The organism is Variovorax rhizosphaerae (assembly GCF_037889975.1).
Taxonomy (GTDB): domain Bacteria; phylum Pseudomonadota; class Gammaproteobacteria; order Burkholderiales; family Burkholderiaceae_C; genus Variovorax; species Variovorax rhizosphaerae.
Genome location: NZ_JBBKZT010000001.1, coordinates 417,987 through 430,436 on the forward strand (window position 1 = coordinate 417,987; position 12,450 = coordinate 430,436).

Below are 12,450 nucleotides of genomic sequence, written 5' to 3' on the forward strand. Positions count from 1 at the left end.
ATGCGAATCCTCTTGGTTGAAGACGACAGCGTGCTGCGCGACGTGATGGTGCGCAGCCTGGCCGACGCGGGACACCGCATCGACGTGGCGACCAACGTCGAGGAGGCCGATCATCTCTGGCGCGTGCAGCCCTTCGATGCCGTGCTGCTCGACCTGAACCTGCCCGCCACCGCCAGCCCGACCAGCGGGCTGGCCAGCGGCCTCGGCGCGTTGCGGCAGGCGCGCGGGCGCGGCGACCGCACGCCGGTGCTGGTGCTGACGGCGCGCGACCGCACCGACGAGCGCATCGCCGGGCTGGATGCGGGCGCCGACGACTACCTGGGCAAGCCCTTCGACCTGGCCGAGGTGGAGGCGCGGCTGCGTGCGCTGGTGCGCCGTGCCCAGGGCACCGAGGACATCGTCCTGCTGGGCGAACTGAAGCTCGACCGCAAGGCGCGCCGCTTCTCCAATGCCGATGGCCCGCTCGAACTGCCGGCGCGCGAGTTCGAGGTGCTGTGGGAGCTGATGAGCCCGCCCGGCCGCGCGGTGAGCAAGCGCGCCTTGTCGGACAAGCTGTCGGGCTTTGAAGAAGCGCTGGGCGACAACGCGCTCGAGGCCTTCATCTCGCGGCTGCGCAAGAAGCTGGCGGGAACCGGCGCCGGGATTCGCACGCTGCGCGGCATCGGGTATCTGCTGGAAGCCGAGCCTGGTACGACCTCGCCATCAAAGGCATGACTGCGTTGAATCGCCTTGCCGTGCGACAACACTGCCTGCGGCGCCCCGCCTTGTCTTGCGCCTGATTGCAAAGTCATGAATCCCGTGCCTGAAGCTGATCCGGCGCGGCGGGGCCGGACGGCCCGGTCGCTCACGCGCAGGGTGCTGCGCAATGTGCTGTGGCCGTTGGCGTTGAGTTGGTCGATTGGCACGGGGGTGGCGGGCGGCGTGGCGCATTACCTGACCGGCCAGGCTTTCGACCACGCGATGCTGGACGATGCGCTGGCGATGTCGGCCAACATCCAGCCCGGCGAGCGCGGACCGGAGTTGCGGCTGTCGCCGCGCGAGTTGAACACCTTGCTGTTCGACCAGGTGGAGGAGGTGCATTTCGCGGTGCTGGCCTCCGATGGTTCGCGCATCGCGGGCGAGGCCGGCCTGGTGCCGCTGGCGCCCGAACCCGGCACGCGCTTCCTGTTTTCCGACATCCGCTTCGAAGGCAAGCCCTTTCGGGCCGTGATGCTGAGGCAGGAAGACCCGGCCGGCCACAGCGTGGTGATCGCGCAGACCACGCGCGGGCGCGCCGCGCTGATCGAGCGCCTGCTGCTGTATACGCTGGCGCCGCAACTGCTGCTGCTCGGGATGCTGGCGGTGTGGTTGTGGCGCCGCATCCGGTCCGACCTGCGGCCGCTGGTCGACCTGCAGGAGGCGCTCGACCGGCGCGATGCCGATGACCTCGCGCCGGTGCCGGTGGTGCGCACTTCGCGCGAGGTCGAGGGGCTGGGCGATGCGGTCAATTCGCTGTTCGACCGGCTCGGGCACAGCGTGCAGGCGCAGCGCCAGTTCACGGGCAACGTGGCGCACGAGTTGCGCACGCCGCTGGCAGGCATCCGCGCGCTGGCCGAGTACGGCCTGGCGCACCCGGACCCGGCGGTCTGGCGCGAACAACTCGAGCGCGTGGCCAGCAGCGAGGCGCGCGCCAGCCACATGGTCGACCAGTTGCTGGCGATCGCGCTGGCCGACGAAGCGCATGCGACGCAACAGCGCGCGCCGGTGCGCCTGGCCGGGCTGGTCGAGCAGACGGTGTTGCGCCACTTGGCGCGGGCCGATGCGCGCGGCGTGGACCTGGGCGCGCGTGGCATCGAGGAGGGCGCGAGCGTGGTGGTGCAGTCCAACGCGGCGCTGATCGAAGGCGTGCTCGACAACCTCATCGACAACGCGCTGCGCTATGGCGGACGCACCATCACGGTCGAGCTGGCCGGCACCGTGCTGAGCGTGATCGACGACGGTCCCGGCATTCCGCAGGAGGCGCGGCGCGACCTGATGCAGCGCTGGGCCCAGGGGGCCGCCGGCCAGAAGCTGGGCGAAGGGGCCGGGCTCGGGTTGTCGATCGTTTCGCGCTATGCGGGGTTGCTGGGCGCCGTGCTCACGCTGGAAAGCGATGCGGTCACCGGCGGTTTGCGGGCCAGCGTGGCCTTCCAGGTCCAGTCGGGGTAGTCCTCATCGCCTTGGCGCCGTGGGGCTTCAATCCAGCGTGATCTTCGCGTCGGAGACGACCTTGTTCCAACGCGCCATGTCGCTCTTGACGAGCGCCTGCAATTCGGCCGGCGAGCCGGTGCGGACCACCAGGCCTTGCTTGCCCAGGCTGTCCTTCACCTCGTCGGAATTGAGCACCGCCACGAAGTCGCGATTGAGCCGCTCCACGAGTTCTCGCGGCGTGCGCCCCGGCGCCATGACGGCGAACCATGCGTCGACCCCGTCCATCACGTCGATGCCCTGCTCCCTGAACGTCGGCACCTCCGGCACGAATGCGCTTCGTGCCTGGCCCGTGACCGCCAGCAGGCGCACCTTGCCGGCCTGCGCGTGCGGGCGCATCGAATGCACGCTGGCGAACATCATCTGCACCTGGCCGCCCATCAGGTCGGTGATCGCGCCAGCGATGCCCTTGTACGGGACATGCACGACATCGATGCCGACGTTCGACTTGAGCAATTCCATCGCCAGGTGCTGAGGGGTTCCGTTGCCCGGTGTGGCGTAGTTGAGCTTGCCGGCATTCTTCCGGGCATAGGCGACGAGCGACTTCATGTCGGTCGCCGGGACCGCGGGGTTCACCGCAAGGACGAAGCTCGCCTCGGCGAGCTTTGCCACGGGCGCGAAGTCGCCCACCGGATCGAAGGGCATCTTCTTGTAGATCGCGGGCGTCATCGTGAAGGTGTTGATGGCCATCAGCAACGTGTGTCCGTCCGGGGCTGCATTGGCCACCTGCTGGGCGCCAAGGTTGCCGCTCGCGCCCGGCTTGTTGTCGACGATCACCGGCTGGCCCCAGCGCTGCGACAGCTTCGGCGCGACGATGCGCGCGATGATGTCGCTGCCGCTGCTGGATGTGAACGGCACCACCAGCGTCACCGTCTTGTTGGGGAATGCGGCAGGTTGCGCCTGGACCGCCGCGGCCGACAAGGCGGCAACGAATGCCACGGCCATGCAGGCTGAGAATCCGATGGCCTGTCTCATCCTTGAAATGACTTTGTGCATGCGAGTGTCCATGGGTGATCGAACCGGCTTCATCACGTCTTGCCGATGCGTGACAGGCGCATCAGCTTGAGCGCGTTGCCGAGGTAGAGCTTCTCCTGGTCCGCTTCGCTCAAGCCAAGGTCCTCGATGGACCGGATGCCTTCGCGGATGAACATCGGACCGCCTTCGGGATCGAACGGGCAGTCCGATGCGAACACGACGTGGTCGACGCCGAAGAAGTCGATGCCGCAGCGCAATGCCGAGCGCGAGCCGCCGAGCACCGTGTCGCCGTAGAACATCTTGAAGTATTCGATGGGCGCCTTCGACAGGCGCTTGAGCACGTCGGCTTCGCTGCCGTCCACGCTGCGACTGCCGAGCTGCGCCCACAGCGACTCTGCGCGTCCTGCGAAGTAAGGCAGCATGCCGCCGCAATGGTGCGTGATGATGCGCAGCTTCGGCAGCTTCTCGAGCAGGCCCGAGAACACCATGCGCGACATGGCCACGGAGGTTTCGAAGGGCCAGCCGAGGACTTGCCAGATCTCGTACTTGGAGCGTTCCTCGCCCTTGTAGTCGGACGTGGTGCCCGGGCGGAACGGATGCATCCAGATCGGCAGGTCGTGCGTGTTGGCCATGCGCTCGAAGATCGGGAAGAACTCCGGGTCGTCGAGAGGGCGGCCGTTCACGTTCGTGATGATCTGCACGCCGCGCGCGCCGAGCTCGTTGATCGCGCGGTCCATTTCCTTCAGCGCTTCGGGCACGTTGTTCATCGGCAGCGATGCGACGAAGACGGGGAACTGGTCCGGCCAGCGCTTGCAGATCTCGGCCATGCCGTCGTTGGCGACACGGGCGAATTCAGGCGATTGGTCCGGACCGCCGAGGTACTCGGGCGCAGGTGCGCTCAGGGTCAGCACCTGCACGACGTCGGGGAACTTCTCCACCAGCATCTTCGCGCGGGCCTCCAGGTCCCACAGCATGGGCAGTCCGGCCATGCGCTTGACGAGACCGGCGTCCTTCGCGTGTGCCTTGACCAGTTCGAAGTACTTCGGAGGCAGCACGTGGTTGTAGATGTCGATCTTCCTCATGGGAGGACCCTGTCGACACGCTTGCCGGCGAACAGCTGGCGAAATTGGCGGAGCTTCGCCGTCACTGCTTCTGTCATCTCTTGTCTCCTTCGAATGGGTTCGGTGCTTGGCGACACGATCCTGGTCACCGCCGCGGATGCTATGCGCGCTCGAATGAGGGCAAAAGATGCGAAAGCTGCTGGACCGATACCTGGAATGAATCGCTCGCGCCGTTCAGGCGAAGCGGGGAGCGCAGGTGCGCGCCGGGCGGCCCGCCTGTCCTCGCCCTGGGCTTGGCGAAGCTTTAGCGGGCCGCGCTGCCCGGGTCGAAGTCGTCGTCGAGCGCGAAGTCGCCGCGCTCGAAGGCGGCGATCACCAGCTTGGCTTCGGCGACATGCGACGCCGCCACGCGCAGCTTGGCGCCACCGACGGCCACGCTCCAGAGCGGGTTGGCCTGCACCAGGTTGTCGTCGGCCACGACGGCCGGCACGCGCGCCGCATTGAGGCAGGCGCACAGCATGTGGGCATCGGTGGGCGTGAGGTCTTGCGCGACGGTGACCATGTCGCCGAGGTAGGGGTCGGTGGCGTCGTTCATGGTCGTGGTGCGGGCAGTGGTTCAGCCTTGCGAGCGGCGCAAGGCACGCACCGGGAACCGCGGCGCGGAGGCGTCGATGGCGCCGGGTGCGCTGCGCAAGTCCTTGTCGATGAAGTCGCGCGCGATGTCGTCGACGTCGCCATCGACCGGACTCGGGAAGTTCATGCGGTACTTGAGCAACCGGCCCTGCAGGCCGGTCATGAAGGTGCGCGATTCCAGCGGCCGGCCCTGGCTGCGGAACTGGTAACTCACCGTGCGGAAGTCGAGGCCGCCGATGCGTGTGTCGCGCGTGGGGCCGATCTTGAGTTCGGTGTACTGGCCGGACCGCGCGAGCTGGCGGACCTCGTTGATGGTGCTGCGGAAATGCGCGTCGAAGGCCGGGTCGGAAACGCCCGTGGCCCAGTCGTTGCGGCCCAGGCCGTAGTGGTAGACGTCGATCCAGCCGACGGCGCTTTCATAGCGCTGCCTGCTGCCGAGGCCGGGACGGTTCGGCTCGAAGTCGTGCGCGCCGGCCAGCTGCCATGCGACGCCGGGCGCCGGCCGGATGGTGGGCACGGGCGCGGTGGTGGCCGCGGTCGGCGTGGTGGTCGCGCAGCCGGCCAGCCAGGTGGCGATGGACATCGCGGCGGCGAGCGACATGAGTTGGCTGGTCAATGCTGGATCTCCCCCTGTGATTGTCGTCATGCAGCGATCTTGACCTCTCCTTCGATTTCCACCGGCAGGTCGAAGGGCAACTCTGCCATGCCCACCGCGCTGCGCGCATGCGCACCGACCTCCGGACCGAAGAGTTCCAGGATCAGGTCAGAAAAGCCGTTGATGACGCTGGGCTGCTGGTTGAAGCCCGGCGCCGAGTTCACCATGCCGAAGACGCGCACCCAGGCGCTGATGCGGTCGAGGTCGCCCAGCGCGCGCTGCAGGCTGCCCAGGATGGCCAAGGCCGTGAGCCGCGCTGCCGTGCGGCCCTGCGCCAGCGTGAGCGCCCCGCCGACCTTGCCGAGCGGACGCGCGATGGCGCCGTCGTTGTCTTGCGGGCCGTGGCCCGAGATGATCGCGCGGCGGCCGACCAGCCGCACCGCCCGGAACGGCAGCACCACGCCGGGCGGCGGCTTGACCGGCGGCGGCAGTACCAGCCCGAGGGCTGCGAGGCGTTGTTCGACAAGTGCCACTGGCGTCTCCTTGCGGGGGGTGGGTGCCATGCTGACTGCACACTGAACCAAAGTCCAGTCCCCGGCAAGCGCGTGGGGGCGTAGCGTGCGCCGGTGACTGATCCGGAACCGCTCATTGCCGTGGTGGACGACGAATCGCCCGTGCGCGTCATGCTCGGGCGGGTGCTGCGGCTGGCCGATTACCGCGTCGGCGAATACGCCTGCGGCGAAGACTTCCTGGCCTCGCTGGATGGCGCGCAGCTGCCGCTCTGCGCCATCGTGGACCTGCACATGCCGGGCCTGTCGGGCTTCGAGGTGCAGTCGCGCATCCGCGCCGCGACGCTGAAGGTGCCGGTGGTCTTCATCACCGCGAGCGACGATCCGGGGCTGGATCGCTCGGCGCTCGCGCTCGGCGGAAGGGGCCTGCTGCGCAAGCCGTTTTCCAGCGATCAACTGTTCGAGGCGATCGTCAGCGCGGTCGGCCAGCGCGACAACGGGAACGCCGGTGACAAGGACGGCAATGACAGCACTTAACCAAAGGCCAGTTCCGCACGCGGAGCCAAGCGACTAAAACCATCGCCTGATTCGCACGCCTGAAGGAGTTCGCGATGGCCAGTGCAGGAGCAAGCGCATGATCGAGCCCGCGGAGAGCCCGGCGCCCGGCCCCACGTCCACGGAGATGGCCGAGCACCGCACGGCGTTGGCCGATGCGCGCTCGCACCTGGCCAACGAGCGCACGCACCTGGCCTACCTGCGCACTGCGCTGTCGATGATGAGCTTCGGCATCACCATCAACCGTTTCGCCATCTACCTGCTGCAGGGCCAGAACGCGGAGAAGCTGCTGGAGCACCCGCACTTCGCGATGCGCGACGTGGCCACTGTCGGGCTCGGCATGGTGATCGTGGGCATGGTGCTGTTGCTGTGGTCGCTGCTGCGCTATCGCAAGACCTACAAGCAGATCGTGGAGCAGCGCTTCGAGCCCAGTTCCACGTCGGTGAGCCTGCTGACGCTTGCGGTGGTCGCCATGGGCGCGGTCAGCGCGATCTGGCTGCTGTTGAACTGAAAATGAAACCCACCCCCGCAGCGCCTCCGGCGCCCGGGCGGCCGCCAGAGGCGGCTGCTCTTGCGGGCCGTCCAAGCCTGCGCAGGCAGGCTTGGAGCCGCGGCCCTCAGCCCCTCGAGGGGGCGCACCCAGCGGCCCGGCAAAGCCGGATCCGCGGGTGCCCACGAACAGGCATTGCTCACCCGGATTTCATACGTCGCCGGTCACGCGATAGCGTGGTGGAAAACTGAGCAGACTTGTTGCGCATTCCATGGACGGCGGCTAGGGTGAGGTGCCCATTTCCTGGCGCCATTCCATGAAGTCCCTCGCGTCCCGCTTCGCCGCATTGCTTGCGCTGTTCCTGGTCTTCGCGGCCTTTGGTGCCGGCGCGCAGACGCATCCGCAGAACCCGGCGGTCGAGGCGCCGCTCAACGTGGCGAACCGCCAGGTGTTCGTGTTTCGCGCGCCGATGTTCGGGCTCACGGCGACGCAGCGCGCGGCCCGCGCGGCGGAGCGCATCGCGGCGGTACCGACGGCGCGCCTGCGCGAGCCCGTGAAGGTCGCGGAAATCAAGCAGGACGGTATGGACGGCTATGTCATCACGCAGGAAGGCGCCACCATGTTCGCGGTGTTTGCGTCCGACCTGGAGCCGGGCGACCCGCCGCTGCGGCAAGTGGCCACCGAAGCGGGCAACCGGCTCCAGGCGGCATTGCAGGTGCGGTGGGAACAGGGCGGCGCGCGCCGGATCGCGCTGGCGGTCGCATGGACGGTGCTGGCCAGTGTGATCCTCGTGGCCGTCTTCATCGCGTTGCGCCGCGGCGCGCGCGAGGTCGAGGCCTGGACCGAAGGCATGCGCGCGCGTGCCGCCAGCCGTTCGATGTTCGATTGGCGCCGCATGGTGTTCCAGGTGCTGATGCACATCGTGCAGTGGGTGCGCTATGGCCTGGTGCTGGTGGCGCTGTACCTGTGGCTGGCCTTCGTGCTCACGCGCTTCCCCTACACGCAGCCCTGGGGCGCCACGCTGGGCGATTCGCTGGCGGCGCTGGTGGAGCGGGTGATGCTGGCCGTGCTGTACGCGCTGCCCGACGTGGCCATGATCGGTGTCATCTTCCTGCTCGCCCGCATCCTGGTGAAGGTGCTGCATGCGTTGTTCGAAGGTGCGCGCGCCAGCGGCGCGTCGCTGGGCGCATTGCAGCCCGACACCATCGGCGCCACCAAGCGACTGAGTTCCGCGATGGTCTGGCTGTTCGCGCTGGTGGTTGCCTATCCGTTCATCCCGGGCTCGGACTCCGATGCGTTCAAGGGACTCAGCGTGTTGTTCGGCGTGCTGATCACGCTGGGTTCATCCGGAGTCGTGTCTCAGGTCATGGCCGGCTTCGTGCTGGTGTACTCGCGTGCGCTGCGGCCCGGCGACCAGGTGCAGATCGGCGACTCGGAGGGGCAGGTGCTCAGTCTTGGCGTGTTCTCGACCAAGCTGCGCAATCGCCTGGAGCAGGAGATCACCTTGCCCAATGCCGTGGTGGTGGCGGCGCGCGTGGTGAACTACAACCACACGGGCAAGCCTGCGGAGATGTCGATCTCGACCACGGTGACGATCGGCTACGACACGCCCTGGCGCCAGGTGCACGCCATGCTGGCGATGGCCTGCGCGCGCACATCGAACCTGCTGCATCAGCCCGCCCCGGTGGTGCGGCAGTTGCGATTGCAGGACTGGTACATCGAGTTCGAACTGAACGTCTTCATGCGGCCCGACGCGCTGAAGTACGACGTGCTCCACGAACTGCACAGCCACATCGTCGATGTCTTCAACGAGTACGGCGTGCAGATCATGTCGCCCAACTATGTGCTGCAACCGGCCGAACCGGTGCTGGTGCCGAAGGAGAAGTGGCGCCAGCCGCCTGCGGATTGATGGATGGCACGGATGGTAGCCACCCAGGCAAAAGGCGCTGCCCATCGGCAGCGCCTTTCGCATCGCTCATCGAACGGGCCAGCGCCCGTATCGATGACCGGTCAGGCCATCAGGCCAGTGCCGGGTAGTCGATGTAGCCCTTGGCGCCGCCGCCGTACATCGTGGCCTTGTCCAGCGCGTTCAGCGGCGCGTTCTCGCGCAGGCGACGCACCAGGTCGGGGTTGGAGATGAAGGGCTTGCCGAAGGCGACGAGGTCGTCGCCTTCCTTCACGGCGGTCTCGGCCAGCGGCTTGTCGTAGCCGTTGTTGACCATCCATGCGCCCTTGCCGCCGGCCGCGCGATACGCGGACTTCAGCGCTTCGTAGTCGAAGGGGCGGTCCTCGATTTCACGCGGGCCGCCGGTGGCGCCTTCGATGACGTGGATGTAGGCCAGGCCGAGCGGGGCCAGTTGCTTCACCACGTAGTCGAACAGCGGCTGCGGGTTGTCGTCGCGCACGTCGTTGGCGGGCGTGACGGGCGAGAGGCGAATGCCGACCTTGCCGCCGCCGATGGCATCGACGATGGCGCGCGTCACTTCGAGCAGCAGGCGGGCGCGGTTCTCGATGCTGCCGCCGTAGTCGTCGGTGCGCTGGTTGCTGCCGGTCTTGAGGAACTGGTCGAGCAGGTAGCCATTGGCGCCATGGATCTCGACGCCGTCGAAGCCGGCCGTCTCCACTGCGTTGCGTGCGGCGGCCGCGTAGGTGTGGACGATGCCGGGCAGTTCCTCGGCCTTCAGCGCGCGGGGCTCGGAGGTCTCGACGAAGGTGGGCACGTCGTCCTTGATGAGCACGGTCTTGGTCTTGGCCGTGATGGCCGAAGGCGCGACCGGCTTGCCGCCGTCGGGTTGCAGCTCGGTGTGCGAGACGCGGCCGACGTGCCACAGCTGCACGACGATCTTGCCGCCCTTGGCATGCACGGCGTCGGTGACGTGCTTCCACGCGTCGAGTTGCTCGGTGCCGTAGAGGCCCGGCACATCGGCGTAGCCCTGGGCCTGGTGGCTGATGGCGGTGGCTTCGGTGATGAGCAGGCCGGCGCTGGCACGCTGGGCGTAGTAGGTGGCGGTGATGTCGCGCGGCACGGCGTTGGGCGAGCGGTTGCGCGTGAGCGGCGCCATGACGATGCGGTTGGCAAGTTGCAGGTCGCCGGCCTGGACGGGGTCGAAAAGCGTGGTCATTGTTCTGGGTTCCAGTTGCCAGTAGGGGGCGCGAGCGTACGGCGGCGCGCTCATCCCTGCTGGGGTGGGGTTGTCGGTTTTGGTGGTAGCCGTCCGATGGATCACGGAATCCGGATCGGGGCTGTCCATCCGATACATGCGTCCACCAGCGCGCATTTCAATGATTCGGTGGACCGGGGAAGTAGCGAATGCGCAATCGCCGCCCATTGCCGCAGAATGGTCCGTTCGCCCGATGACCACCTCCCCGCCCGCCGTCTCCACGCCCTCCGCCATGACGGCCGGGCGCGCGCTATGGGTGGCGCTTGCGCTGTCGATGGGGGCGGCGGTGTCCCTCGGCCTGGCGCGTTTCTCCTACGGCTTGCTGCTGCCGCCGATGCGGGCCGACCTCGGCTGGAGCTATGCGCTGGCGGGCGGCATGAACACGGCCAACGCGGTGGGCTACCTTGTCGGCGCGCTGGTGACGCCAGCGTTGATGCGGCGGCGTGGCGCGATGTGGGTGCTGATCGTGGGGGCGGTGCTGGCGACGTTGTTCATGACGGGCAGCGGCTTCGTGACCTCGGCGCCGGCCTTGCTGTTGCAGCGCTTGCTGGCGGGGCTGGCGAGTGCCTGGGTGTTCGTGGCGGGGGGCTTGCTGGCCGCGCGGCTGGGCGCGGCGCAGCCTTCGCGCAGCAGCTTCCTGCTGGGGCTCTACTACGGCGGCACGGGCTTCGGCATCCTGCTGTCGGCCCTGGTCGTGCCGGCCGTGTTGCAGGCGGCTGCGGGCGTCGCACACGGATGGGCGTGGGCATGGTGGGCGCTGGCTCTGGCGAGCGCCCTGGGCACCGTATGGCTGGCCTGGGCGGTGCATGCGATGACCGGGCAGGGCCTGGGCGTTGCGGCTGCCGTGGCGGGCAGTGGTGCACAGCAGGCATCGGAACCCGTGGCCTTGCATCGGTTCGGCTGGGCGCTGGGCGGCTACACGCTCTTCGGCGCGGGCTACATCGGCTATATGACTTTCATCATTGCCTTGCTGCGCGAGCAGGGCGCGAGCGCGGGCTTCGTCACGCTGTTCTATTCGCTGCTGGGGCTGGCCTGCGTGGCGTCGTCGCGGCTGTGGGCGGGCCTGCTGGACCGTTTCCATGGCGGGCAGCCGCAGGCGCTGCTGAACATGCTGCTCGGCGTGGCGACCTTGCTGCCGGTGCTGAGCCCGTCGCTGCCGGTGGCGCTGGTGTCGGGCGTGATGTTCGGCGCGGTGTTCCTGTCGGTGGTGGCATCGACCACCGCGCTGGTGCGGCACAACCTGCCGCAGGTCGATTGGGCGCGCGGCATCAGCGCGTTCACGATCGCCTTCGCACTGGGGCAGATCGTGGGGCCGACGGTGACCGGATGGATCTCCGATGGCGCTGGCGGCCTGGCGCACGGGCTGATCGTGTCGGCCGGCACGCTGTGGCTGGGCGCGGCGCTGGCCTCGCGCCAGCGCACGCTTCATCAATGAAATGAAACCCACCCCCGAATGCGCCTGCGGCTCCGCGGCGGCCGCCGGAGCCTGCTCTTGCGGGGACGCCCAAGCCTGCGCAGGCAGTCTTTGAGCTGCGGCCCTCAGCCCCTCCAAGGGGCCGGGCCCAGCGGCCCGGCAAGGTCGGTTCCGCGAGTGCCCACGAACAGGCAATGCAAAGCTGTATGAACTACTTCAGCAGGCCTTCCGCCTTCATTGCTTCCTGCACCGCCGGGCGCGCGCCGACGCGGGCGTGCCATGCCGTCAGGTTCGGAAAGCCGCTGATGTCGACGCCGGTCGGCTTGGTCCAGTTGGTGACGGTGAACAGGTAGCCGTCGGCCACGCTGAAGGTGTCGCCCATCAGGTACTGCTTGCCGGCGAGCTGGCTGTCGAGCCAGGTGTAGCGGCTCTTGAGCTTGTCCTTGGAGATGACCTTGTATTCCTCCGGCGTGGCCGGGTTGAACAGCGGGCTGAAGGTCTTGTGGATCTCGGTGCCGATGAAGGTCAGCCATTCCTGCAGGCGGTAGCGGCCCATCGTGCCGGCGGCGGGCGCGAGGTTCTTGGCGGGCGCCTGGTCGGCGATGTACTGGACGATCGCGGGGCCTTCGCGCAGGCGCGTGCCGTCGTCGAGTTCCAGCATCGGCACGTAGCCGAGCGGGTTGATGCCGTAGTAGTCGGTGCCATCCTGCAGCTTGTGGCTCTTGGTGCTGGCCATGACCGGCTCGAAGGCAAGGCCGGCTTCGTGCAGCGCGATGTGGGGAGAGAGCGAGCAGGCGCCAGGCGAGTAGTACAGCTTCATTGAATTGCTCC

General features: G+C 68.1%; 13 protein-coding genes. 6 read left to right on the plus strand and 7 right to left on the minus strand.

From position 1 onward, the window contains the following. Both WKW82_RS01860 and WKW82_RS01865 read left to right on the plus strand, forming a co-directional pair. A complete protein-coding gene (locus tag WKW82_RS01860; RefSeq protein WP_340340540.1) occupies positions 1–714 on the plus strand; it encodes a response regulator transcription factor in 714 nt (237 codons plus the stop codon). A gap of 75 nt (positions 715–789) precedes the next feature. Then, on the plus strand, positions 790–2,187 hold the full coding sequence (locus WKW82_RS01865; RefSeq protein WP_422823390.1) for a sensor histidine kinase: 1,398 nt from the start codon (positions 790–792) through the stop codon (positions 2,185–2,187). A 27-nt stretch (positions 2,188–2,214) separates the two neighbouring features. Here the strand turns inward: WKW82_RS01865 and WKW82_RS01870 are convergent, their stop codons facing one another. The 5 genes from WKW82_RS01870 to WKW82_RS01890 form a co-directional block, all read right to left on the minus strand. Then, positions 2,215–3,171 (minus strand): tripartite tricarboxylate transporter substrate binding protein, encoded by a 957-nt coding sequence (locus WKW82_RS01870; protein ID WP_340340542.1) that lies wholly within the window; start codon positions 3,169–3,171, stop codon positions 2,215–2,217. A gap of 83 nt (positions 3,172–3,254) precedes the next feature. Then, entirely contained in the window at positions 3,255–4,283 is a 1,029-nt protein-coding gene (locus WKW82_RS01875) for an amidohydrolase family protein (RefSeq protein WP_340340543.1), read from the minus strand. A gap of 283 nt (positions 4,284–4,566) precedes the next feature. Next, positions 4,567–4,857: a hypothetical protein gene (locus tag WKW82_RS01880; protein WP_340340544.1), complete on the minus strand. Its 291-nt coding sequence runs from the start codon at positions 4,855–4,857 to the stop codon at positions 4,567–4,569. 21 nt (positions 4,858–4,878) lie between these two features. Continuing rightward, positions 4,879–5,511 carry a hypothetical protein gene (locus WKW82_RS01885; RefSeq protein ID WP_340340545.1) on the minus strand — a complete coding sequence of 211 codons (633 nt, stop codon included), beginning with the start codon at positions 5,509–5,511 and terminating at the stop codon, positions 4,879–4,881. 26 nt (positions 5,512–5,537) lie between these two features. Then, positions 5,538–6,023 (minus strand): RidA family protein, encoded by a 486-nt coding sequence (locus WKW82_RS01890; RefSeq protein WP_340340922.1) that lies wholly within the window; start codon positions 6,021–6,023, stop codon positions 5,538–5,540. 93 nt (positions 6,024–6,116) lie between these two features. On the opposite strand from WKW82_RS01890, the gene WKW82_RS01895 reads away from it, so the two are divergent. The 3 genes from WKW82_RS01895 (at position 6,117) to WKW82_RS01905 (ending at position 8,953) form a co-directional block, all read left to right on the plus strand. Next, positions 6,117–6,536 carry a response regulator transcription factor gene (locus tag WKW82_RS01895; protein WP_340340546.1) on the plus strand — a complete coding sequence of 140 codons (420 nt, stop codon included), beginning with the start codon at positions 6,117–6,119 and terminating at the stop codon, positions 6,534–6,536. A 97-nt stretch (positions 6,537–6,633) separates the two neighbouring features. Next, positions 6,634–7,065, plus strand: a complete 432-nt coding sequence (locus tag WKW82_RS01900; protein ID WP_340340547.1) for a YidH family protein — start codon at positions 6,634–6,636, stop codon at positions 7,063–7,065. A 295-nt stretch (positions 7,066–7,360) separates the two neighbouring features. Next, entirely contained in the window at positions 7,361–8,953 is a 1,593-nt protein-coding gene (locus WKW82_RS01905) for a mechanosensitive ion channel family protein (RefSeq protein WP_340340548.1), read from the plus strand. Positions 8,954–9,062: 109 nt separating this feature from the next. Here WKW82_RS01905 and WKW82_RS01910 read toward each other — a convergent pair whose 3' ends face one another. Next, positions 9,063–10,166, minus strand: coding sequence for an alkene reductase (locus tag WKW82_RS01910; protein WP_340340549.1), 1,104 nt, complete (start codon positions 10,164–10,166; stop codon positions 9,063–9,065). A gap of 232 nt (positions 10,167–10,398) precedes the next feature. Between WKW82_RS01910 and WKW82_RS01915 the strand changes: the two genes are divergently transcribed. Further along, positions 10,399–11,640, plus strand: coding sequence for a YbfB/YjiJ family MFS transporter (locus WKW82_RS01915; protein ID WP_340340550.1), 1,242 nt, complete (start codon positions 10,399–10,401; stop codon positions 11,638–11,640). Between the two features lie 190 nt (positions 11,641–11,830). On the opposite strand, the gene gstA is transcribed toward WKW82_RS01915, so the two are convergent. Next, positions 11,831–12,439 (minus strand): glutathione transferase GstA, encoded by a 609-nt coding sequence (gene gstA / locus WKW82_RS01920; protein ID WP_340340551.1) that lies wholly within the window; start codon positions 12,437–12,439, stop codon positions 11,831–11,833. Positions 12,440–12,450 lie beyond the last annotated feature (11 nt).